20 protein-coding genes and 1 pseudogene are annotated in these 22,766 nt (G+C 42.2%); 11 read left to right on the forward strand and 10 right to left on the reverse strand.

Annotated elements, in window-relative coordinates; all coding sequences use genetic code 11:
- Positions 1–98: 98 nt before the first annotated feature.
- The 6 genes and pseudogenes from AAEU31_RS15185 to AAEU31_RS15210 all read left to right on the forward strand — a co-directional run bounded on the left by AAEU31_RS15185 (position 99) and on the right by AAEU31_RS15210 (position 4,921).
- The gene (locus AAEU31_RS15185; RefSeq protein ID WP_253039024.1) at positions 99–1,418 is read left to right on the forward strand and encodes a porin family protein; all 1,320 of its coding nucleotides are present in this window, start codon (positions 99–101) and stop codon (positions 1,416–1,418) included.
- A 351-nt stretch (positions 1,419–1,769) separates the two neighbouring features.
- The gene (locus AAEU31_RS15190) at positions 1,770–2,348 is read left to right on the forward strand and encodes a biliverdin-producing heme oxygenase (protein WP_135923022.1); all 579 of its coding nucleotides are present in this window, start codon (positions 1,770–1,772) and stop codon (positions 2,346–2,348) included.
- Positions 2,348–2,737: pseudogene (locus AAEU31_RS15195) on the forward strand (YbaN family protein); the annotation flags it as partial. The gene AAEU31_RS15190 and the pseudogene AAEU31_RS15195, both read left to right, overlap by 1 nt.
- 196 nt (positions 2,738–2,933) lie before the next feature.
- Entirely contained in the window at positions 2,934–3,566 is a 633-nt protein-coding gene (locus tag AAEU31_RS15200; protein WP_421967637.1) for a PepSY-associated TM helix domain-containing protein, read from the forward strand.
- A complete protein-coding gene (locus AAEU31_RS15205; protein WP_421967638.1) occupies positions 3,566–4,069 on the forward strand; it encodes a DUF2271 domain-containing protein in 504 nt (167 codons plus the stop codon). The genes AAEU31_RS15200 and AAEU31_RS15205 overlap by 1 nt, the downstream gene beginning before the upstream one ends.
- Positions 4,070–4,078: 9 nt before the next feature.
- A complete protein-coding gene (locus AAEU31_RS15210) occupies positions 4,079–4,921 on the forward strand; it encodes a DUF4198 domain-containing protein (protein ID WP_199527190.1) in 843 nt (280 codons plus the stop codon).
- A 26-nt stretch (positions 4,922–4,947) separates the two neighbouring features.
- Here AAEU31_RS15210 and AAEU31_RS15215 read toward each other — a convergent pair whose 3' ends face one another.
- On the reverse strand, positions 4,948–5,484 hold the full coding sequence (locus AAEU31_RS15215) for a hypothetical protein (protein ID WP_421967639.1): 537 nt from the start codon (positions 5,482–5,484) through the stop codon (positions 4,948–4,950).
- Between the two features lie 128 nt (positions 5,485–5,612).
- Between AAEU31_RS15215 and AAEU31_RS15220 the strand changes: the two genes are divergently transcribed.
- From AAEU31_RS15220 to AAEU31_RS15230, 3 genes are read left to right on the forward strand one after another with little or no spacing between them, the layout of a single operon-like run.
- Positions 5,613–6,038 carry a DoxX family protein gene (locus AAEU31_RS15220; protein ID WP_138557840.1) on the forward strand — a complete coding sequence of 142 codons (426 nt, stop codon included), beginning with the start codon at positions 5,613–5,615 and terminating at the stop codon, positions 6,036–6,038.
- Between the two features lie 59 nt (positions 6,039–6,097).
- Positions 6,098–6,964, forward strand: coding sequence for a pirin family protein (locus tag AAEU31_RS15225; RefSeq protein WP_295511656.1), 867 nt, complete (start codon positions 6,098–6,100; stop codon positions 6,962–6,964).
- A 54-nt stretch (positions 6,965–7,018) separates the two neighbouring features.
- Positions 7,019–7,906, forward strand: coding sequence for a LysR family transcriptional regulator (locus AAEU31_RS15230; RefSeq protein ID WP_135923029.1), 888 nt, complete (start codon positions 7,019–7,021; stop codon positions 7,904–7,906).
- On the opposite strand, the gene AAEU31_RS15235 is transcribed toward AAEU31_RS15230, so the two are convergent.
- The 4 genes from AAEU31_RS15235 to AAEU31_RS15250 form a co-directional block, all read right to left on the reverse strand.
- Complete coding sequence (locus AAEU31_RS15235; protein ID WP_421967640.1) at positions 7,901–8,785, reverse strand: SMP-30/gluconolactonase/LRE family protein; 885 nt, start codon at positions 8,783–8,785, stop codon at positions 7,901–7,903. The genes AAEU31_RS15230 and AAEU31_RS15235 overlap by 6 nt on opposite strands.
- Positions 8,786–8,812: 27 nt before the next feature.
- Complete coding sequence (locus tag AAEU31_RS15240) at positions 8,813–9,520, reverse strand: sulfite exporter TauE/SafE family protein (protein ID WP_135923030.1); 708 nt, start codon at positions 9,518–9,520, stop codon at positions 8,813–8,815.
- Between the two features lie 124 nt (positions 9,521–9,644).
- A complete protein-coding gene (locus AAEU31_RS15245) occupies positions 9,645–10,424 on the reverse strand; it encodes an SDR family NAD(P)-dependent oxidoreductase (RefSeq protein ID WP_235383104.1) in 780 nt (259 codons plus the stop codon).
- A 45-nt stretch (positions 10,425–10,469) separates the two neighbouring features.
- The gene (locus tag AAEU31_RS15250) at positions 10,470–11,192 is read right to left on the reverse strand and encodes a FadR/GntR family transcriptional regulator (RefSeq protein ID WP_421967641.1); all 723 of its coding nucleotides are present in this window, start codon (positions 11,190–11,192) and stop codon (positions 10,470–10,472) included.
- A gap of 261 nt (positions 11,193–11,453) precedes the next feature.
- Here AAEU31_RS15250 and AAEU31_RS15255 point away from each other — a divergent pair, with 261 nt between their 5' ends.
- Positions 11,454–13,082 (forward strand): sodium:solute symporter, encoded by a 1,629-nt coding sequence (locus AAEU31_RS15255; RefSeq protein WP_421967642.1) that lies wholly within the window; start codon positions 11,454–11,456, stop codon positions 13,080–13,082.
- Positions 13,083–13,125: 43 nt separating this feature from the next.
- Here AAEU31_RS15255 and AAEU31_RS15260 read toward each other — a convergent pair whose 3' ends face one another.
- Complete coding sequence (locus AAEU31_RS15260) at positions 13,126–14,154, reverse strand: glycoside hydrolase family 43 protein (RefSeq protein WP_421967643.1); 1,029 nt, start codon at positions 14,152–14,154, stop codon at positions 13,126–13,128.
- 103 nt (positions 14,155–14,257) lie between these two features.
- Between AAEU31_RS15260 and AAEU31_RS15265 the strand changes: the two genes are divergently transcribed.
- A complete protein-coding gene (locus AAEU31_RS15265) occupies positions 14,258–15,262 on the forward strand; it encodes an arabinan endo-1,5-alpha-L-arabinosidase (RefSeq protein ID WP_421967644.1) in 1,005 nt (334 codons plus the stop codon).
- An 81-nt stretch (positions 15,263–15,343) separates the two neighbouring features.
- Here the strand turns inward: AAEU31_RS15265 and AAEU31_RS15270 are convergent, their stop codons facing one another.
- The 4 genes from AAEU31_RS15270 to AAEU31_RS15285 all read right to left on the reverse strand — a co-directional run bounded on the left by AAEU31_RS15270 (position 15,344) and on the right by AAEU31_RS15285 (position 22,708).
- The gene (locus AAEU31_RS15270; protein ID WP_421967645.1) at positions 15,344–15,769 is read right to left on the reverse strand and encodes an FKBP-type peptidyl-prolyl cis-trans isomerase; all 426 of its coding nucleotides are present in this window, start codon (positions 15,767–15,769) and stop codon (positions 15,344–15,346) included.
- 10 nt (positions 15,770–15,779) lie between these two features.
- Positions 15,780–18,224 (reverse strand): beta-L-arabinofuranosidase domain-containing protein, encoded by a 2,445-nt coding sequence (locus tag AAEU31_RS15275; RefSeq protein ID WP_421967646.1) that lies wholly within the window; start codon positions 18,222–18,224, stop codon positions 15,780–15,782.
- A gap of 80 nt (positions 18,225–18,304) precedes the next feature.
- Positions 18,305–19,642, reverse strand: a complete 1,338-nt coding sequence (locus AAEU31_RS15280; protein ID WP_138557847.1) for an MFS transporter — start codon at positions 19,640–19,642, stop codon at positions 18,305–18,307.
- A 273-nt stretch (positions 19,643–19,915) separates the two neighbouring features.
- The gene (locus AAEU31_RS15285; protein WP_421967647.1) at positions 19,916–22,708 is read right to left on the reverse strand and encodes a TonB-dependent receptor; all 2,793 of its coding nucleotides are present in this window, start codon (positions 22,706–22,708) and stop codon (positions 19,916–19,918) included.
- Positions 22,709–22,766: the final 58 nt, after the last annotated feature.

A 22,766-nucleotide genomic window follows, 5' to 3' on the forward strand; every position in this document is an offset into this window, starting at 1 on the left:
AACTAGTTGATTAATATTAATTTTATGTGGCTAGTCTTGGGTTCATCACAAATATCATCTATGCTTTATAGTACCGATTCCAATACTAGCGATTATTCATGCTTAAACTTTCAAAGTTAGCCCTTGCTATTGCTTTGGGCACTACTTCTAGTCTTAGTCAGGCATCTGAAATCGATGACCTTCAAAAACAGTTACAGCTTCTTCAGCAACAAATGCAACAACTTCAGCAAAAGCTAGATGCTGCAGAAGAAAAGTCAAAACAGCAAGCTGCAAAGCAAGAGCAAATTGATGCACAAGTAGCAAAGCAACAAAAGCAACTTGAGCAGCAAACAGCTGCTGTAGCAACACCTGAGAAAAAATCAGGTATTAAAGTAGGTGGCGCTGTACGTACCAACTTTAGTCATACATCTTACAATGACGGTAATAAAAATCGTGGTGGCGACTTTGACTTTGATATTTTCAGGCTTAATTTTGCAGGTGATGTTGGTGATGTGCAGCTAAACGCTGAGATCCGTTTTTTCGATTACATGACCGCTGTTAAGTATGCCTACGCAGCCTATGACTTTGCCGAAGATTGGCAGGTGCAGGCAGGTATTACTAAAGTCCCTTTTGGTAACTGGCCGTATAATTCACATAACTACTTTTTTGGTACCACTTACTATGTTGGTTTAGAAGATGACCACGACTTAGGTGTACTATTTAAACGTAAACTGGCCGATAACTGGCAAATTGATCTTGGCTTTTTCAAAAATGATGAGTTAGGTGGCGTTGACGGTTATGTAAGCGACAGAAGTGACCGCTACTCTTACGATGTAGTTGGTTTTCGCTCAGCCGAAGAAGGTGTATATGCTGAACCAGGCAATGCTATTGGTGAATACAACACTTTCTCTGGCCGATATGGCTATCACTTTGAACATGACGGTGGCACAACAGAGCTTGGTGTCTCAGCTCTTTCTGGCGGACTACATGATGGTGAAGATAAAGCCGGCGATTACTATGCCTGGGCTGTGCACTTAAACAGCACAATTGGTCCATGGAATTTCCAACTACAGCATGGTGAGTATAACTACGATATTGATAACGTAAACCGCATGGCCGTGGGTGCTTATGCCTTTTACGATAGTATCGCCGCAGAAGCGACCATGACCAATGCCAATATCGCTTATAGCCTTCCTGTAGAATGGGGTCCGGTAACGAACCTGCAGTTTTATAATGACTACGGCATTATTTACGACAAGTCAGACAACAGCGAAGATACATGGATGAACGTAACCGGTGTATCTGTCGCTGCAGGTGGTTTATTCACTTACTTTGATTTTGTACAAGCGAAAAACCAACCATTTGTTGGTGGTTCAATTGCTGGCGACAGCGACGAGACTGAAACCCGCTTCAATATCAATATTGGTTATTATTTCTAACACCAATACGCATAAGCAAGGAGCTAGTCTCCTTGCTTTATCTTTACTCGAAAACACACAACAATTCTACGCTACTTTTAGCGCTCTGTAGTTATTAGCAAACTTCTTACCTCACGACCCAAGTGCTGACAGTTCTATTGATGCAGGTCCGATCTGTACCTATAGCAAAAACATTTTATAGCTATACAAATGAAAATCATTATTATATAGCACCATTCTGAGCTAGATTTATTGATAAAAGCTGTATAGTAGCTATATCAAATTAGCTCTTAGAAATTATGGGTATAGACCCTATGACAACATCAACTACCCCGTGCATTTACTTTGAAGACGTTGCAGAGGAACATATTCATGTCAATACTCGAGCTACTTTCTCGAGCTGAAAAGCTAAAACAAGCGATAAACACCATCACGGATGATATTGACCATCATCTATTAGCACTAGCGCCTAGTGCTGATTTAGATAACTATAAAAAGTTTTTAACCTTACAGTATGCCTTTCAATCAGAATTAAAAGGTCTATACGAACATGCTGGTTTACATCAGTATATAGATAACTTACATGATCGTACGCGATTATCTTTAATCGAGCAGGATTTAAACGATTTAAAACACCCGTTACCAAATCATAAATATCAACCCTGTCGCTTTCAAAATGCAGACTTTGCCTATGTACTTGGTTGGCTGTATGTAGTTGAAGGGTCGCAATTTTCTGCAACTACATTAGGTAAACAAGTTGAAGCTGAGCTAAAGTTAAATAATCAACGTGGTGCGCGCTACCTTGCTAAAGCCAGTAAGTACTCTAAAGGCTGTCAACTAAGTCATCTTATTGATAACCTTGAGCTCAGTGAACAGCAACAGGCCACCTTGATAGAAGGTGCAGAGCAAGCACTGCAACGATTTAAGTTTTATCAGGCCCAATTTTATTGATGAATGTGAGAGCGGCGTTTACCGCCTATAAAAATGGCTGCTATCAATTACTCGGGTTATTGATGGTGGGTTTAGGTATCATAGGTATTGCATTACCTGTGATGCCTACAACTATCTTTTTTATACTAGCATTGGCGTGCTTTACCCGCTCATCACCTAAGCTCTCTGCCTGGCTGCTAAACCACCCTAGATACGGCCAGCCTTTAAGGTTTTGGCAAGAATATAAGGTCGTTCCTACTCGCGCTAAGTTCTTAGCAGGTTTGGGCATGGCTATCGGGTATGTTTTTTTACTACAAAGTGCCGCGCCAATTTGGGTTATGTATTTGGTGGCGGTGATTGAATTAAGCGTTTTAGCCTATTTAATTAACCGCCCATCAGCGCCAAATAAACCAACCCTAATTCAAACTAAACTGACCACACACACCCGCTTAATGTTGCTTGCTTGTTTTCTCAGCTCGCAACTTGCGGTAATGGCTTATCTTGCTATTCATTTCTAACGCAAAGAAATGTAAAGAACGTAAACTCGCTTGTTATCACTAATGCAAATCATTATCATATACGTATAACAAACAAATACACCTAATTATGTTTTCTTTAAATAAACGCAGCTTTTATAGTGTAAGCCGTGCCTTACATATATACCTTTCAACTGCCCTATTCTTTTTACTTATTTTATTTTGTGTCAGCGGCATTATTCTGAATCACGTTAGTTGGCTCGAAAATGATAAACATAATGGTCAGAACCAACTACTTGTTTCTGCGGAGTTATTCGAAAAAGCACAAGCTAATCTCGACACGTTACCGAGCCTATACCCTGAAATAGAACAGTACATGCAGCAGCAATTTTCACTCAGTAATGTAAAAAGTATTGAGTGGGAAAAAGAAGATGCTTTGGTGATGCTCGACTACCCGCTGCCAGCAGGCTTTGCTTACGCCGAAATCGATTTTCAAACGGGCGAGCTCAATATTGATTATCAAACCGGTGGCTTTATGAGCCTGATTGGCGACCTACACAAAGGCCGCCATACAGGTAAAGCATGGAGCTGGGTCATTGATATCTCGGCTGTTTTGATGATTCTGTTTGCCATCACCGGATTAATTATTCTCTTTCAAAACCGTAAAAAACGGGCCGCAGGCCTTTGGTTAACGCTTCTTGGTGTTGCCACGCCTTTGGTCATTTATCTAGTTTGGGTGCCTCAACTTAAAGGAGTATCTTAATGAAACAAGCCCACTACTTAATCGCCGCTCTATTGATCAGCTGTTTATTCAGCCCACTGAGCTTTGCAAAAGACGCCAACCTAACCGTTGAGTTCACCTTACCAGAGCTAGATGTTTCTCCATATCATCGCCCTTACGTAGCGCTATGGCTAGAAACACCTGAACGTAAACACGTTACCACTATTGCACTTTGGGTCGAAAAAGCTGAATGGTTTAAAGACTTACGTCAATGGTGGCGAAAAGCCGGCCGTAGCAACGACAACTTCGATGGTGTGACGGGTGCAACAAAACGCCCTGGTACTTATACCATTGAGTGGCAAGGAAAAGATTTAAAAGGCAATCCAGTTAAACCTGGTAGCTACCTACTTAATGTCGAGGTTGTTCGTGAAGAAGGTGGCCGAGATTACACCCGCGTTGAAATCGACTTAACGAAAGACGGCAAAGTCACAATTAAAGGCGAAAAAGAGTTCGCTACTAGCTTTGTTACCATTACCAGTAATTAAGGACAAACAATGAAATTAAGATTATTAAAAACGGCGCTGATTGGCGCAGTGACCTTCACAGCAATCGCGTCTGGCTATGCACAAGCACATGCCCGTTGGTTAATGCCATCTCACACTTCTTTATCAGGTGAGAAAACTCACTATGTGATGATCGATGCCAGTATTTCAAATGAGTTGTTTAGCCCAGATAAAGCATACCGCCCGAAAGAAAAAGGCGCAGAGTACGACGACAACCTATTAATTGCCCTTGCTCCAGATGGTAAACCGGTTGAAGAAACAATTCGCGCATACTACTTAAAACGCAAAAATTCAGCGGCAGTAAGTTTATCTCAAGACGGTACTTACCATATTGCTATGCAGCAAAAACCAATGCTAATGACTTTTTATAAAGACAAAGACGGTAATCGCGGTCGTGTGTTTGCAGGTAAAAAAGAAGCAGACCTACCGGCAGGTGCAACCGACGTGCGAACTGTAAAATCAATCGCAACGGTTGATACTTTCGTTAGCCGAAATGGCACTTCTAAGCCAACATTGCTTGGTCAGGGCTTAGAAATTTCAGGCCCAACTCACCCGAACGATCTGTTTGCAGGTGAAGAGGCTAAATTCCAATTATTAATGGATGGCAAACCAGCTGCTGACGTTGAGCTTGCTATTGTTCGTGGTAGTGCTCGCTACCGTAATGAGCGTGACGAAGTTAAAGTAACAACCGATAAAAAAGGCTTCTTTACGGTGACTTTCGCTCATGCCGACATGTATCTGATTGAAGCATCTGTTGATCAAAAGCCAACAGAGGCAGATATCGATAACGTACGCTACTCATTATTCACAACGCTTGAAGTGGCGCCTGAATAATACGCTTAATTAGGCCTAAACGCGGCCTAATTCGACTTTCGAGGAAGACTGTAGTCAACAGTGTGATCGCAGCTACCGTCTTTCTCGCAATCATTAATCCCATCACCATCGACATCCCAGCTTGGGTGCATGCCTTTTAGTGCACTTTTTATTACGCTGATGTCTACTGTAAAGTTACTTTGCTCATCACGACGCGCTGCATTGCGCATCAAAAACACCCGAATCACATAATCACCATCATCAGGGATGTTAATCTCGGCATGATCTCCTTTTGCCGGGCCAACAAACAAAGCGGTTGGGTTACCTTTTGGTAAAATATTAAAGTAGTTACTCGAGTTTGTAGGAGCCAAATCAACCATTAAGGTATTGCCTTTATTAAGGTTTATTTGATATTCCAGCATCTCATAACCTTTAATTGTGTCTTTAACTTGCCAGCTTTGCTGCACCGCAATATCTGAAGCTAATAACTCATAATGACGACTATTTGGTAAATTTTGATTAGCAAACACCAAGCTGCTTACAGCCACCGAAAAACTAAACCCTATTAATAACAACAACTTCATATTCAACCTCCTTTAAAATTCTCTTTTAAAGAATGATTGGCGCTAAATTTACAATTTTTAATTCTTTTAAAGTGAACTTATAGTTACTCCATCGCAGACACACTACTTAACTAAACAGGATACCTACTATGAAACTTTTTACTTTAATAACAGCACAACCACAATTACAAAATATTAGCACTTTATTGGCACGTATTGGTTTATCGGCGATCTTTTTACTAACTGGCTTTAGCAAAATAGAATTCTTTGATGCAACAGCGCAATATATGAGTAGTGTCGGTTTACCAGAGTTCTTACTGCCGTTTGTGATTGCATTTGAGATTGTGGGCGGGTTATTTATTTTACTGGGCTTTTTAACACAACTAACCGCTGTCGCTTTTGCTGGTTTCAGCCTAGTCAGTGCTTTGTTATTCCACTTTCAACTTGATGATCAAATGCAATTTTTAATGTTCTACAAAAACATTGCAATGGCTGGCGGCTTTTTAGCATTAGCGAGTGTTGGGGCAGGCAAAATCAGCCTAGATCAACTAGTTTTAAAGCGTAGTCAGGCATAATATTAATCCCAGCCAATACCCTAGGTTATTGGCTGAGTTTATTTTTAAGAGGCGCGAGCATGGCAAAATTATTAACAGCAACCAGCCACGATATTGGTGGGCTCGATGTAAAACGCATCTTGCCGCATTTTGACAAGAAAATGGTAGGCCCATTTATCTTTTTTGACCACATGGGGCCGAATCACTTTCCTCGCGGTGAAGGCATAAATGTAAAGCCTCACCCTCATATTGGCCTGTCAACGCTCACTTATTTATTTACGGGCAGCATTTACCATCGCGATTCGTTAGGTAATAGCCTGCAAATAGAACCCGGCGATGTTAACTGGATGACAGCAGGTCGCGGTATAGTGCACTCAGAAAGAGAAAGCCTTGAGGTGCGGGCGAGCGAGCACGACATCAATGGCCTGCAATGCTGGGTTGCTTTACCTGAGAGTATGACCGAAATAGCACCGCGCTTTGAACATATCAAAAAACAGCAACTACCTGAAAAAATAGAAAAAGGCGTGTTGATGCGACTCATCGTGGGTGATGCCTATGGCTTAAGCTCGCCGGTGAAAAGCTACTCACCGATGTTTTATGTAGATACGGTAGCCGAGCAAGGTAGTCATATTACTAAACCGCATCCTCATCATGAAACCGCCGTGTATGTTATTTATGGTGAAATTAGTGTGGGTGATACTCGCTATACCCAAGGCGACTTTGTGCTACTTGATGACAGCGAGCACGAAATAACGACTCTGCTGCACAGCCGCTTTATTTTACTCGGTGGCAGTAAATTCAATAAAGTCCCTTACTTGCACTGGAACTTTGTTGCTTATAGCAAAGAGCGTATCGAGCAAGCAAAACAAGATTGGCAAGCACAGCGCTTTGCAAGCATTCCCGGTGATGAGCTTGAGTATATTGAGTTGCCCACTGCTAAAAAGTAAACTTTTCCAGCATTTACAGGTACTATTAAGCAGTTAAGTAAGCAAAGGAACATCATGCTAAGAATTACGCTAGAACAGTGGCGCATGTTTCGTGCTGTTGTTGAATTTGGAGGCTTCAACCAAGCCTCACAAGGCATTCATAAAAGCCAATCGAGTATTCATAATGCGGTTGGTAAGATTGAATCTGCACTCAATGTAAAGTTATTCAGTATCCAAGGCCGTAAAACAGTACTCACTGAATCTGGTGAAATGATACTGCGCCGTGCCAATTACTTACTTGATGAAGCTGCAAAAGTTGAGGCCATAGGTCAAACCTTAGGTGAAGGTATCGAAAGTAAATTACGCATTGCTGTTGATGCTATTTTTCCGCAGCAATTGCTTTATAAAGTGCTTAACGATACTTCGTCGCAATACCCGCAACTGCGTATTGAACTGCATGAGTCTGTGCTGATGGGGGGCAATGAGCTGCTCGAAAACGATCAGGTTGATATTGCCATTACCGGCTTTCCGATAGCGGCAAACTTTCACGAAGAATTATGCGATATCGAATTTATCGCTGTAGCTCACCCAGATCACCCTTTACATGCGATAGAGCGTGAAATCACTCTCGAAGATTTAAAGTCACACCGCCAAATTGTTGTTCGCGACTCAGCAAAAAAACACAAACAAGATGGTGGCTGGTTAGGTGCCGATCAGCGCTGGACCGTTACTCATATGCGCACTTCGATTGATATGATCAGTAATGGACTTGGCTTTGCATGGCTACCAAAAATAGCGATCGAAAAACAACTCGCTGCTGGGCAAATGAAAGCGCTCAATTTAACTCATAACAGTAGTCGTAGCGCTAAGTTACATTTGCTCTTTAAAGATGGTGACAAACTAGGTCCGGCAGCACGCGCATTTCTTGGCGAATTGCGTTATCAAGTGATGGAAAACCTATAGTTTTAGGGGCGTTTCAGCAATACCTTTAACGCCCGGCTCAAGAATAAACACGCCCCCACTGTGCGGGTAATCAGCGAGCACCGAGTCTTCTAACCCTACTGCCGCAGTCGTCACCGCAAGATGTGTGAGCTCCTCGCCGACAAATGCGACACTCGTAACACGCGGTGCGGGCAAGCGAATAAACTGCACCTGCTCACCACTTGGAGCAAAACGATAAATGCCATAACCATTCCATGCGGCAACCCAAAGATGATCTTCGCTATCGACGGTCATGCCATCAGGAAAGCCCATATTGTCAGTAAAGCGAATAAAATCTTGTTTATCAGCAAGTTCGCCTTGCTCACTCAGAGTGAAGCGGTAGATTGTTTGTTTATCTGAGTCTGTAGAATATAGAAACTGACCATTTTTACTTACCGCAGGGCCATTACTAATAGTGTAGCCATGATCTACCGCTGTCGGAGTCTGGCCATGACCAAAACGGTATAACTTGCCACTACTGCTTTGCTCTTGAGAGTCCATTGAGCCAAAAAAGCCAAAGCCTTGGCGAGACGTTTTACCATCGTTTAAGCGGTTTTGTAGCGGTTCGTGATCTATTGCATAAACTAGCTCGCGGCTAAAGTCTTCACTATTTAGCTTATAAACACCTTTAGCAAAGCCTGCCACTAATTCGCCTTGCTCGGTTTCCATCACCCAGCAAATAGGTTCTGGCATAGTAAACTGGCTAACGCGCATTGATTGGCAATCTAAACGAAACAAACGTTGCCCTAAAATATCGACCCAAAATAAACAGTTATGCGCCTTGGCAAAATAGGCACCTTCGCCTAATTGGCATTGACTAGAAATGATTACTTTAATGGTGTCATCGAGCATAGGCTTCATTACACAAACAGCTGAACTATCCTCATTCTATCTGTGTATGAAAATAAGTGCTAGGCCAGATAAACCAGCAACCAGTAAGATGATGCCGCGAATGGCCTTTTCATTGAGGTTATTGTTGATCACAAACGACAAGCCCCAGCCAATTAAAATTGCGGGTAAGCAGAAAAAGAACAACTTCACATCAGCCATATCGGCAGAGCCTGTAAGCATCAGTACAACAATGCCAAACAAGTTTATAAATACGAAAAAGGCGCTTAGGTTAGCTTTAATTTTGTCTTTATCTTCAGCTTGATAGAGCAGCCCCATTGGCGCGCCACCAGCTGACGTTGTGGTACCTAAAAAGCCCGACGACATCGACGCTAGCAAGCTTGTAATGGTGGAAATTTTCGGTTTCATACCTATGATAGACAATGCCACCACCACCAAAATACTCACCCCAAGCAATAGCTGATATTGCTTCGCATTGACATACAACATCACAATAGCAGCAAAGATAACCCCCACAGCTCCACCAATAATGGATATGCCTGTTTGTTTCATGTCTATCGCGCCACGGTGTTTAATCATTAACACCGACGTTAAAAACAGCGCATTCAAAATCATTGGTCCCGGCACCAGCTCTGGCATTAGCCAGTAAAGCACTGGCACACATAACATGCCTAAACCAAAGCCAATAACACTTTGCAGGCAAGCGCCAATAATCAGAATTAAATAAACAAGCACAAAGTCGGTCAAACTTTCTTACCACCTTCCTAACTATGAGATTTCAAATGTTTTAAATAATTATTTATTATTATAGTATCATTTGAATTGTGTAAAATTTTTTCTTTGCTTTAAGTTAATGCAACTGACAATTTAGTTAAGTCCAACCTGCATCCACTATCAGTGATTGTGCTGTCATCATGCAGCTATCATCAGCGGCTAAGAATAGCGCGGCATTCACTACATGGTCTGGTTGAATTGTTTCGTTAATACATTGACTTAAACGAACATCTTCAATCATTTCTGGGGTTAGCCAATGAGTAATTTGGCGCTCAGTCATCACCCACCCCGGAACCAGTGAGTTCACACGAATATTATCTTTACCATATGAAGCAGCCAATGAACGGGTTAAACCTTCGATCCCCGCTTTGGCAGTTGTATAGGCAGGCATACCTGTTTGCTTAATACGCCAGCTAACCGACCCCATATTAATAATGCTACCACCACCTAAGCGCTGCATCTGTTCAACCACAGCTTGCGATGAAAAGAAACACGGGCGTAAGTTAACAGCAAACTTATCTTCCCAATATTTCACATCCATATTTTCAGCTGCATGACGGGTGTCATCGGCTGCATTATTAATTAGCACACCAATGTCACCCTGTTGCTGACGAGTTTGCTCAATGGCCGCTTTTAAGGCTTCTACATCGCGTATATCGCAATGAATAAATTGCGGGTCAAACTCATATTTACCAGCTAATTTCGCACATAACGCATCGCTTTGCTCGGTTGCAATATCAACAAAGGTGACTTTCGCGCCCTGCTCGCAGAACCGCGTTACCATTACTTCACCAATTCCCGATGCACCGCCAGTAATAAACACACTCTTACCAGCAAGGCTTGGGTAAACTGTTTTTAGCTCGTTTGAATTTGGCATGATAACCTTTTGTTTTAAAGTAATTACAACGTCAAAAAGCGATACTTATTGAGCCGCTTCTTTATCAGCGATTTCTTTTTCAATAAACGCCATTGCTTCATCAATCATGTATGTCATCATGTTTTTAGCACGCTCAGGGTCGCCGCTTGCAATCGCGTTATACACTTTAAAGTGCTCTTCAGCGATGGCCTTCTTATTGCCCTTAGCAGGTGTAGTATGTTGAATACTCACGTGTAATGCGGTGCTAATAAAATCACGTAATTGATAGAAGAAACGGTTACCACTAGCATGTAAAATTGCAGTGTGGAAGGCAAGATCTGGCTCATGCATTACGCCTTCTGGCTCTTCTGCTGCCGCTTGCATTTTATCGAGTGCAATTTTAATTTCTGCAATGGCTGCTTGGTCGCCTTTTCTTGCTGCAAGTGCTGCTGCTTGTGGCTCAATCGCCAAGCGCACTTGTAAGAATTCTTTTAATACGTACAGCGATGGGCTGCTTTCTAGCAACCATTTTAATACGCTTGTATCGTATAAATTCCAGTTATCCGCAGACTCAACACGAATACCTTGTCGTGGACGAGAAGAAATCAGTCCTTTTGCTGCAAGCATTTTCACTGCTTCACGAACAGCTGTGCGGCTAATACCATACACTTCGCATAATTGTGCTTCGGTTGGTAGCCCCGTTTCAGAGTTATAATCTCCAACAATAATTGCCTTACCAAGCTCATTGGTAACTTGTTGTGATAGGTTTAAATTTTCTAAGCGCGCCATGTGTGTTCCTCAAAAGATCTGAGTAATATGATACATCTATAAAGCTATTCCGTCATCCTGGAAATAATTGATTAAAATCAATAACAAACAAAAAATAGCCTAATACAAGTGTCTATAAATTGCGCAATCAAGTCACCATTTCAACTACATAGTGTCACCTTATTTTAACAAATCTCTTTCACTCAGCCTATTTATAATATAATATTTTTATTAGACAACTAAAAAGCAAAAATTCTCTTTCAAAATTAGGTGGAACACACGATGGTCGAACTAAGTACCTTAGACTGGGCAGTGCTAGCAGGATTTTTTGTCCTGTTACTGGGCGTTGTCGTGATGTCTATGCGACAAAAAGAAGAAGACACCGCTGATTACTTTTTAGCGGGTCGTAATGCAAGTTGGTTAGTGATTGGTGCCTCTATTTTCGCATCAAACATTGGCTCGGAACATTTAGTGGGCCTTTCAGGTTCAGGTGCACAATCGGGTATGGCACTGGCTCACTGGGAAATGCAATCGTGGATCATTCTACTACTCGGTTGGATTTTCGTGCCTTTTTATTGGAGTAGTAAAGTCTACACCATGCCAGAGTTCCTTGAGCGCCGCTTTAACTCTAAATCACGTACCTTCTTATCTGTTATCTCATTGATTAGTTATGTATTAACCAAGGTTGCGGTGACGGTTTATGCTGGTGGTATCGCGTTTAAAACAATCTTAGGTATTGAGAGTATTTGGGGTATCGATTTCTTTTGGATTTCAGCCATTGGCCTTGTGGTGATCACTGGTATTTATACGGTACTTGGCGGTATGAAAGCCATCATGTGGACCTCGGTGTTGCAGACCCCTGTGCTGATTATTGGTTCCTTAGTCATATTAGTTGTTGGTTTAGATAAAGTAGGTGGCTGGGCAGAAGTTGAGCGTATCAACGATGCTAATATGCACCTTATTCGTAGTGCTTCAGATGCTGAATTCCCATGGCCTGGCATTGTGTTTGGTTCATTCATTATTGGTTTTTGGTATTGGTGTACAGACCAATACATCGTACAACGTGTTTTATCCGCAAAAGGCATTAAAGAAGCCCGTCGCGGTACCATGTTCGCCGGTTACTTAAAATTACTTCCTGTATTTATCTTCTTAGTACCAGGCATGATTGCATACGCATTGAATGTTAAAGGTATTATTAGCTATGAAACTGCTGACCAAGCCTTCCCAACGTTAGTTGCTGAGCTATTACCAGCGGGCGTAAAGGGGATTGTAATCGGTGGTTTAGTAGCGGCTCTTATGAGCTCTTTAGCATCATTATTTAACTCATCAGCAACCTTATTTACCATTGATTTCTATAAGAAATTCAAACCAGAATCATCTGAGAAGCACCTTCTGAAAGTAGGCCGTATTGCCACTATCGTTATTGTTATATTAGGTCTTCTGTGGATACCCGTGATGAGCTTAATTGCCGATGTGCTTTATGAATATCTGCAAAGTGTGCAGTCTCTTATTGCACCAGGTATTGCTGCGGTATTCTTACTCGGTTTATGTAGTAAACGCATCACTCCAACAGCGGGTTTTGTGGGCTTAGTATCAGGGTTTGTACTGGGTATGATCCGCTTAGTGTTGCTGCCATTTAAAGATGATTTAACAGGTTCATCATTTGCATGGATCACCACGATGAACTGGTTGTATTACTGTATTCTGCTATTTGTCGTGGTCGTTGCGATTATGATTGTGGTGAGTATGTTCACCAAGCAAGCAGACGAAGAACAATTGAAAGGTCTTACTTTCTCAAGCCTAGATAAAGCAACCATGAAAGAAGTGGCTGCCGGCTTAGATAAGTGGGATTACATTCATACCGCAGGTATTATTGGTATTACTGCCTTTATTTACTACCGCTTCTGGTAATCGTTCGTTCCCAAAGTTGTAGGGCGCCAATTGGCGCCCTTTTTTAGTCTGCGAGTTCTGGTGAGAACACTGGAAAACCGTTTTTATCCCACGTAATAATGCGTGCTCGCGCATGGCGATTTGGGTCTGTAAGCGGTGTGCCTTTGAGCTCTTTATAGTCACGACTGTGATAAATCATTAAATCGGTTACACCATCTTCAGCTTTTACAAAACTGTTATGCCCAGGGCCAAAACGACCTAGCTCAGCATTGCTGGTAAACACCGGCTCAGCCTTTTTATGCCAGCTAGCAGAGTCAAGTAAGTCAGCATTCACATCTGCCCATAGCAAGCCCATTGCATATCGATGATCGGTGGCACTGGCTGAATAAGTGACAAATATTTTATCGCCATGAGTGATAACAGCAGCACCTTCGTTGACCTTATAGCCTTGCACTTCCCACTCTAGGGTTGGCTCTGTAATCGCAATAATCGGTTCTTTAATTGATGTTGGTGAGTCCATTTCAGCTAACCATAAAGCCGAGTTATAGGTTGCAGGCTGGTTCTGCTGCGCCCAAATCATGTAACGCTTACCCTTGTGCGTAAAACTTGTGGCATCAAGCGAAAAACTATCAAGGTGACTGGTGACTTGCCCCATTTCTTGCCACTCACCTTGCATCGGGTTAGCGCTGTCGTTTTTAAGTGCATACATGCGAATACTAAACGGCTTTTCGATATCACCTGCGGCAAAGTAGATATACCAACTGCCATCAATCTGATGTAGCTCAGGGGCCCAAATATTGACACTCATTGGGCCTTTATCGCGCTTTTGCCAAATAACCTTCGGCTCAGCTAATTTTAAATCGTTTAAACGACAAGCTTGGCGCAGCTCAATTTCATCAAATTTCGGCGAACTACCTATAAACGTATAACAGCCACTTTTTTCATCACGAACTAACCAAGGATCAGCACGTTTAAGTACAATGGGGTTATCAATAGGCGCTAAAGTCTTGCTACTATTAGCATCAGCAAAGGCTGACAATGACGAGGCGCTTAACGCACTAACAAGCGTTAGCCGAGATATTTTTTTGAGCATAATGTGTCCTGTATTTCGTCTCGATTTTATTGTTAATATTGTATTACATATTATATAGTAGCTGGATGAACACAAGAGTTAAAACAACAAAAGGTATTCAAGCATGAGACCCGTAAGTAACGTGACACAAGCGATGAAGTGGCTTTCAACAGGGCTACTTTTTTCTGCCGCAGCCGTATCTGCAAAGCAAGTTGAAGTACATGACCCAGTGATGGCGAAAGAAGGCGATACATATTATGTATTTAGCACAGGCCCTGGTATTACCTATTATGAATCTAAAGATTTAACCAACTGGAAACTTACAGGCCGGGTATTTAAAGACGAGCCTAGCTGGGCAAAACGCGTGTCACCTAATTTTGGTGGCCACTTATGGGCACCCGATGTGTACGAGAAAAATGGTAAGTTTTACCTTTATTACTCAGTCTCTGCATTTGGCAAAAACACTTCGGCAATTGGTGTAACAGTTAACGAAACCCTTGACCCATCGTCACCTGATTACAAGTGGATTGACTACGGTATTGTAGTCGAGTCTGTGCCCGATCGTGACGATTGGAACGCGATCGACCCTGCGATTATTGAAGATGATAACGGTACACCGTGGATGAGCTTTGGTTCGTTTTGGGGCGGCTTAAAACTAGTACAACTTGATGATGACATGGTGCGCTTAGCAAAACCTGAAAAATGGCACCACATTGCGAGTCGTCCAAACACGGAACATGGTCCGATTGAAGCACCTTATATCTTTAAAAAGAATGGCTATTATTACCTGTTTGTATCATTTGATAAGTGCTGCCAAGGGGTAAAAAGTACGTACAATGTACGCGTAGGTCGCAGCAAAAACGTTGAAGGGCCATATTTAGATCAGCAAGGTCGATCTATGGTTGATGGCGGTGGTAGCTTAGTTATTGAAGGTAATAAAGATTGGGCTGCTCTTGGCCACAATGCTGCATACACCTTTGATGGCAAAGACTATTTAGTATTACACGCCTACGAAACCGCCGACAACGGCGTGCAAAAGCTACGTATTTTACCTATGAGCTGGAAAAACGATTGGCCGGTTGTTAACCCCGCCGACCTAAATAAGCTCAAAACCAAGCTCACAAAGTAATTATTCAAACCAAAAAAACCTGCAAATTGCAGGTTTTTTATTTACTTAAGCAAGCTAGCTTAAGGCTCCAGTTAGATATTATTAATTAAAATCAACCAAGGTAATATCAACGAGCATGGGGCTTTGACAACCTTGCTGATGCTTTTTATCAATAAATGAGCTGTACACATCGCGCGCAAGGTGTGCAGGAATTAAAACCTCAAAGCGACTGCCTTTATTCATTAATTGCAATGCTTCTTGCAAGCCCACTATCGCCTCTGCAATTTCGTACTCTACAGCAGCACCTTGCTTGCGAGTATCGAATAACACCCGACCATTTTTAAGGGTAACCCGTTGATGCACAGTCACTGTGGCATCCCAACTAGGCTTACCGCCCTGACCTTGTTCAATTACTCGATAACCAAGCCCTGTCGGTGTGTGGTAAAAACTGTGTTGCTCAGCGCTATTATCTAAAAGCGACGGTAAAACATGCTCTTTAGCCGTCGCAAACACATTGTTGCTTAACATAGCCAACTCTTTATTGTGCGTTAATTAAACGAATACCATAGATACCACCGGCAACAGAGTCTTTGTCGGCAGCAAAACGTAAGATAAGCGTTTTCGACTTTTTCATGGCTTCTGTTAACGGGTAATCAATGGTGTAGAACTCATCAGTTGGTTTACCTACAGGCAAACTAACTGCTGCTAATTGCTCACCATTTAAATTAATTGAGAAATGACGATTCACATCGCCAATAAAATAGCGAACACGCAAAGCAACCGCTTTTTGTTCTGGGTTACTAAGCTGATACTCAAACCAACCTGTCGCATCGCGCCAATGGTGGCCATTATTAACACCTGCACGGGTTCCTTCACCTTTAAAGCCATGTTCAACTTCTGGTTGTTGCTCACCCGGCGTAATTTGATCAACGGTTAATAAACGAAGCTGCTCTTTCGCTTGCTCCGCTGCTTTTGCATCGGCAACAAATTGCGTGAACTCAGCTTCGCTTTGCTGCGGCCAATACACTTGGTAGCGACTATCGTGTAAGCGGAAGAACGGAATTAGCTCTGTACTCTTAGTGTTATCGATACCTTGCTTGGCAATTGCCACATTTTTATCGGCGATAAATGCGAGCTCTTGGCCCGGTTTACGAGTGAGATCGGCAATAAATTTTTCAGGCTCGCTCAGCATAATTGGTAGAGCCTCTGGCGGACAAGTCGGCCCTGCGGCAATGTGGCCCATACGGCTATTATCAGCAACAAAGTTAAGCTTTTCATTGGCAAATGCTTTTACTTTAGTGGCCATTACAACAGGTCCGTACATCACCGAATAATAATGCTGACCATCTGGTAGCTGCTCAGTATAAAGCTTAGGGTTAAGCTCAAAGGCAAGTTTATCACCACTTTGCCATGCATGGCTGATGCTGTAGTAACCGTCTTTTTCGATTGCGCTGACAGCTTGTCCATTTAAAGTAAAGCTCAACTCACCTTGTTGCCAAGACGGTTTACGAATATGAATAACCGACTCAGCACTTTGCCCTTCAGACAAACGATTCACGGTCAATGAGACCTTGTTATCATCTGGGAATTGGCTTTCTTGCGTGATCTGTAAGCCCTGCTGTTGCCAATTTAACGTGCTTGGAATAAACAAGTTTACCCATAGCTCTTTGCCAGTATTGCTATAAATCAGCTCACCATATTTGCTGTGATTTTCAATACCTGAGCCTACGCAACACCACATTGAATCTTGCACTGACGAATACATACGGTAATGTCCAGGACGCATTGAGGTAAAGTACACAAGACCACCATGCTCTGGGTGTTGTGACGATAAAATATGGTTATATGTGGCGCGCTCATAATAGTCTAAATAGCGCGTATCGCCGCTTTTTAAAAACAATAACTTACTAAGTTTCATCATGTTGTAAGTGTTGCAGGTTTCTGGGCCTTCAACATCTTCAACCATAGGCGTGAAGTCACTTTTATCATGAAAATGCTCACGTACTGAGTTACCGCCAATTGATACTGAGCGCTCTTGGCTGACGGTTTTCCAGAAAAAGTCAGCACCTTGCTGCCATGCTTTGTCATCGCTGGCATTTGCAACTTTCAACATGCCAATAATTTTTGGAATTTGCGTATTGGCATGCAGGCCAGTTAACTTATCTTCTTTGTGTAATAAGGGTTCAATAATGATGTTATGAGAGAACTGGCGGGCTAGTTTTAAGTAGCGCTCATCATCACTAATAAAGTACATATCAGCAAACACATCATTTAAGCCACCATGCTCTGAATACAGCATTTGTTGAACTTGTTCATCAGTTAGCTTTGCAGTGGTCGCTAAGAACCATTCGCCTAACTTAAATAGCATTTGTTTGGCTTTATCACTACCGGCTACGTCGTATGCATCACGCAAGCCATGGAAAATTTTATCGATGTTATAAAGCGGTACCCAGCGGTCGTTTAAGCTGAATAAATCGGCTTTGATTTCACCCTTTTCAATCTGCTGCCACATTTCATCGCCATTTGGGATACCGCCTAAGTAACCACCTGTGGCTTGTTGAGCGCGATCCAGCTCGCTTAGCATATAATCTAAACGCTGCTTTAATTCTTCGTCACCGGTGGCTGCCCACGCAAGACTCAAGGCAGAAAGGTAGTGACCACCAATATGGCCATCAAGACCTGTGCTTTCCCAGTTGCCATAATTAGGCGCTTTTGGTTCAAGGCCAGCTTCACGCAGGTAAGGAGCAAGTAGCTGATCAGGATGAAGTGCCAATAAATAACGCACATTAGTTTGCTGCGCATGTAAAAACGGGCTGGCGCTTAAACTTACTTGGTTTAGGGCAAATAAATGTTGTTCGCTGGTATGTTCAGCATGCTCTACAGAAGCAGCGCGTTTACTATCTGTTGGCAGCTCACTACAACCGGTCACAGTTAATAATGCAGCACAAATGCTTGCTAAATAGCTAACTTTTAATGTGTTCATACTGTTTGTTGCCTCCCAGCGAATTGTTATTTTAAAGAGCAAAGCGCACACCCCGTTTAATGTGCGCATTTAAAGAGTGGTTATTTTGGTAGGCGTTTATGAATAACCATATCCGTATAGTACTCATCGGTAATTTTGTATTTTTTCAAGATCAAACCTAGTAAGGCGTGAAATACACCTGGAATGATAGTTAGCATCAGTGCTAAGCCCATTAGGGTGAACTCGGTTTGCTCAACGTTAGGCTTGTACTCAAAGAATGCCAGTAATAAACCACCTGCTAAGCCAGCTAAACCGCCACCAGCTTTTTGGCAGAATGAAATGCCGCCAAACGATAGACCTGATGCACGAACACCGTCTTTAATTTCACCGTAATCTACAGCTTCAGCAATTGCAGACCAGAATACTGGCGCGTGTAAATCAACCACAAATGACAAGATGATATAAAGCACAAACGCCATCATCACATCACCCGGTTGCACCACAAAATACATTAGCAATGAGATGAATAACACGGCAATTTGTGATTGACGGAATAGCTTCATTTTACAATAACGCTGCGTGATCCACGTACTTGCCACCATAGAGACAATAGATGCAGCAATACCCGCACTGGTAAAGGCACCTGCTAAGTCTGGTACACCTAAATAATACGTTGCGTAATACATAGCAACACTGCCACGAATCGCATAACCAAGCGTACCTAGTACACATGCAGCACATAGTAGTAACCACTGGTCGTTTTTAAGTAGTACTTTTAATTGCGTAAGCACGCCTTCGGTTTGTGGCTCATGAGTAATACGTTCGCGGGTAGTAAAAAAGCAGAACAAGAACAACGCAACAGCACATGCTGATACCAATGCCATTGCCAGTTTATAACCATACGATAAGCTGCCATCTCCCCAATATGAGGCAAGTAGCGGAACTGAAAATACAATGACTACATTAGCAATTTTAGCGAAGAACATACGGTAGCCATTGGCTGACAAACGCTCTTTAGGATCGGCAGTTAATACACCAATGTAAGAAATATAAGGGATAGCAACACCGGTAAACATCAAGGTCGCAAACAGGTAAGTGGCATAAGCCCAAGCTAACTTCATGTTGTAGTCGAAATCAGGCGTGGTAAATAACAGTACGACCGACAAACCATAAGGTACTGATAAAAATAAGAACCAGTGACGGAACTGACCCCAACGAGTTTTCACTTTGTCGGTGATCACCCCCATTAATGGATCGGTAAAGGCATCAACAAAACGCGCCACTAAAAACAACACACCCATATCAACCGGATCAAGTCCGTAGATATCGGTGTAAAAGAAAGACATAAAATAGAATAACGCTGCAACCATGACATTCACTGCCATGTCACCGGCACCAAAGCCGACCTTTTCTACAACGGATAACTTTTGAGATTCCATACAACAACACCCTAATTGGTCAATAATGAGTCGCAACTCACTATTTCAAGCAATGTCGAAAACCCTCAACATTGCGTATCAAATAAATTTACAGCCTTAGATATTACACAGCTTGGCCATAGCGTTCGTTATTTTTGTAAATTTAATGCTAATCTAATTCATAGTATTATCATACTTATTAAATCGCAACTCTTTTCGACCGATAACAAACGCTTGCTTTTCAGCAATAAAAAACCCCAGCTAAGCCGGGGTTTTTGGGTCTATTTAAGAAAATTAGAAAGAATAACGAATACCAAGCGCAAATGTGCGGCTAAATAATGCACTATTTGAGTTATGAGTAGTTGGGTACTCATAGTAAGTCTGTGCAATCTCTTCTGTTAAGTTTGTACCATCAAACGTGACCATGAAATCTTCGTTGATATCGTAACTTAACTGAAAATCTAAGCTCTGCTCTGGACGACGATAAACACCTAACGGATTAGCAAATTGAGCGGCCTCATAGTTGTTTAAGAAGTCATCACGCCACACATAAGCTAAGCGCATATCAAAATCATCTCGCTCATAAATAAGCACGGTTGAATATGATGATTTTGAAACACCGAACATATCGCGTTTATCATAACCTGTAAGCTGGCCATCTTCGTAAACCGGAAGCTCTTGTTCTGAGTCTAGGAAAGTCGCACTTGCCTGAATACCCGCCCCCATTAACCAATCAGGTAAATTGTCTGGAAAATACACTAACCCTAACTCAAGACCATCTAAAGTACCATTTGATGAGTTATCAGGTTGATTTAAGATATACGGGTATGGCGCTTCATCATCTGGCCCTTGGTATTGAACAATACGATTTGAGCCATATACAAATCCTTCTATTTCACGCTTAAATAGCGTGCCGTAAAGTGAACCATCATCAGAGAAGTACCACTCAAGTGTTAAGTCATAGTTTTGCGACTCAACCGGTTTCAAATCAGGATTACCACCGCTAGCAGTACCATAGCCAATATTAGTTACATCTTCGGTGTAATAAATAAAAGAGTTTAACTGAGAAAAGTCTGGTCGACGTATTGTTTCTGTATATGCTGCACGCGCAATCACATCTTCACTTAAGTGATAACGAAGCACAATACTAGGCAATAACGCAGAAGAACTATTTTCTGCACTACTAACAGCGGTTGGGTTTTGGTCGATATCAAAAAAAGTCATATCGGCTTTTGCATGCTCGTAACGCAAGCCCAGCTGACCATCTAATTCTAGGCCAAACAGCGAAGTTGAAAAATTACCCTGTACATACGCTGCATAGGATGTTTCATCAATGTCAAAGGTCTTTTCTAAAACGACATCATCGGCATTAATACCGTAAAGCTCTCGGAACGAAGCGCGGTTGTTATAAATATAGTGACCATTTGGTACAACCCAACTTGATGGCCAATTTGCGTTACCGTCAAAAAAACCTTCGTTAATTGATGCAAGACCTTCATCTAATGAACTAAGAGGTTGACCTAAAATACCACCGCCAGCTTCACGGCTTGAATCAGTCGCGCCACGGCTGTCATAACGCACACCAAACGAAACAGTATCAAAACCAAAGTTATCAACGAATAAATCACCATCTAAAGTGAAAGTTAGTGCATCACCTTTCGATGTCCCACCGTTATCATATAGCTGAGCGACATTCCACTGCGAGGTGTCAGCTAAATCAGCTTCATTGGCTGCGGTGTCGGGATTATCAGCATACTCTAAAGAAGGAATGCCACCTTTATCATTAAAATCAACATTTAAACCATAAGCCACGCGTTCACTTCGCATTGCTAAAAAGTCTGTTTCATATTGACTATCTTGATAATATATTTCTGATGCAAGATTAAAATTATCTGTAATAGTCCATTCACCACCAAGTGCAAATACATAACTATCTGTTTTGCTTACAGTCAAGTCACCACTATTAAACCCATATGGGGCATCAACATAACGCTCTTTAATGATGTTAGTACCATCAAAAGTTACAGGCGGATTTTGCGTATCAACATTGCCCCACCAATCAACAAAGGTAAAACTTAGTGCGTTAAATGATTCATTACGAAAGCCATTATAGAAAGCTTCGAATGTGTACTGAGAGTCATCGTTAGGACGCCATTGTAAAGCAATATTCGCCGCTGGACGTTCACGCTTACCGGTAAAGTCACTGGCAAACACAGCATCACGCGATAAATAATACTCGGTTGGAACACCGTTTATGTTGAGTGTTGAACCGGATTGAAACGGTAAACCATTTTCAAGGCCTGGCTGCCATATAAGCTCTTCGCTCACTCGACCATCAGTAGTTTGTATTCGTTCTAGTGGGCCAAATCCAGCAGCTGGATTTAGTGTCATAAATGGCACCATCGCACCCGCTGCAATATTTTGGTCACGATAATTTGTTTCGCCGTATGAAACGTTAACTAATGCACCAAACTCACCAATATTCGATTCCCAGCGGTTACTCGCAAGTACCGACACATTAGGGTCTAGCTCTTCAGCTTGTTCTTGATAAATGCCGCGCGCAGAAACCACCACTTTCGAGCCATCAAAATTAAATGGTCGCTGTGTTTTAATATCAATTTGCCCGGCTATACCACTGCCCACCTGAGAAGCTGAACGCGTTTTGTACACATCAACGCTTTCTAATAAAGCGGCGGGAATGTCTGCAAGCGCTACACTTCGTCCTGCTGCTGTAAATATTTGTCGTCCATTAACTGTCGTTGTTACATCAGTTAAGCCACGAATTGAAACAGTATTTACCTCTCCAGCGCCTCGGTCTGTAACCTGTATGCCCGTAACTCGCTGCAATGCTTCAACAACATTATTGTCTGGGAATTTACCAATATCCTCTGCCACAATAGCGTCTACAACTTGGAATGATTGACGCTTAATGTTTAAGCCTTTATTTAAACTGCCACGAATACCTGAGACTTGAATCACTTCAATATCACCAGCCTCACTTTGTGTATCCTGCTGCTCCTGAGCGTATGCTAACTGACATGAAACTGCCATCAGTATAGCGCTTGCTATGTGTGTTTTTTTGAACATGTGTGCTGCTCTCCGATTCTGTTTACCCAGAAGGTGGTCCTTCTGTCCCCCCCATACT

The organism is Pseudoalteromonas thalassia, assembly GCF_049257215.1.
In the GTDB taxonomy this organism is placed as follows: Bacteria; Pseudomonadota; Gammaproteobacteria; order Enterobacterales; family Alteromonadaceae; genus Pseudoalteromonas; species Pseudoalteromonas lipolytica_C.

What these genes read in the sequence shown, in the direction of transcription:
- AAEU31_RS15185 (WP_253039024.1), top strand. Translation starts at nt 99, where the DNA reads ATGCTTAAACTTTCAAAGTTAGCCCTTGCTATTGCTTTGGGCACTACT.
- AAEU31_RS15190 (WP_135923022.1), top strand. Translation starts at nt 1,770, where the DNA reads ATGTCAATACTCGAGCTACTTTCTCGAGCTGAAAAGCTAAAACAAGCG.
- AAEU31_RS15200 (WP_421967637.1), top strand. Translation starts at nt 2,934, where the DNA reads ATGTTTTCTTTAAATAAACGCAGCTTTTATAGTGTAAGCCGTGCCTTA.
- AAEU31_RS15205 (WP_421967638.1), top strand. Translation starts at nt 3,566, where the DNA reads ATGAAACAAGCCCACTACTTAATCGCCGCTCTATTGATCAGCTGTTTA.
- AAEU31_RS15210 (WP_199527190.1), top strand. Translation starts at nt 4,079, where the DNA reads ATGAAATTAAGATTATTAAAAACGGCGCTGATTGGCGCAGTGACCTTC.
- AAEU31_RS15215 (WP_421967639.1), bottom strand. Translation starts at nt 5,484, where the DNA reads ATGAAGTTGTTGTTATTAATAGGGTTTAGTTTTTCGGTGGCTGTAAGC.
- AAEU31_RS15220 (WP_138557840.1), top strand. Translation starts at nt 5,613, where the DNA reads ATGAAACTTTTTACTTTAATAACAGCACAACCACAATTACAAAATATT.
- AAEU31_RS15225 (WP_295511656.1), top strand. Translation starts at nt 6,098, where the DNA reads ATGGCAAAATTATTAACAGCAACCAGCCACGATATTGGTGGGCTCGAT.
- AAEU31_RS15230 (WP_135923029.1), top strand. Translation starts at nt 7,019, where the DNA reads ATGCTAAGAATTACGCTAGAACAGTGGCGCATGTTTCGTGCTGTTGTT.
- AAEU31_RS15235 (WP_421967640.1), bottom strand. Translation starts at nt 8,785, where the DNA reads ATGAAGCCTATGCTCGATGACACCATTAAAGTAATCATTTCTAGTCAA.
- AAEU31_RS15245 (WP_235383104.1), bottom strand. Translation starts at nt 10,424, where the DNA reads ATGCCAAATTCAAACGAGCTAAAAACAGTTTACCCAAGCCTTGCTGGT.
- AAEU31_RS15250 (WP_421967641.1), bottom strand. Translation starts at nt 11,192, where the DNA reads ATGGCGCGCTTAGAAAATTTAAACCTATCACAACAAGTTACCAATGAG.
- AAEU31_RS15255 (WP_421967642.1), top strand. Translation starts at nt 11,454, where the DNA reads ATGGTCGAACTAAGTACCTTAGACTGGGCAGTGCTAGCAGGATTTTTT.
- AAEU31_RS15260 (WP_421967643.1), bottom strand. Translation starts at nt 14,154, where the DNA reads ATGCTCAAAAAAATATCTCGGCTAACGCTTGTTAGTGCGTTAAGCGCC.
- AAEU31_RS15265 (WP_421967644.1), top strand. Translation starts at nt 14,258, where the DNA reads ATGAGACCCGTAAGTAACGTGACACAAGCGATGAAGTGGCTTTCAACA.
- AAEU31_RS15270 (WP_421967645.1), bottom strand. Translation starts at nt 15,769, where the DNA reads ATGTTAAGCAACAATGTGTTTGCGACGGCTAAAGAGCATGTTTTACCG.
- AAEU31_RS15275 (WP_421967646.1), bottom strand. Translation starts at nt 18,224, where the DNA reads ATGAACACATTAAAAGTTAGCTATTTAGCAAGCATTTGTGCTGCATTA.
- AAEU31_RS15280 (WP_138557847.1), bottom strand. Translation starts at nt 19,642, where the DNA reads ATGGAATCTCAAAAGTTATCCGTTGTAGAAAAGGTCGGCTTTGGTGCC.
- AAEU31_RS15285 (WP_421967647.1), bottom strand. Translation starts at nt 22,708, where the DNA reads ATGTTCAAAAAAACACACATAGCAAGCGCTATACTGATGGCAGTTTCA.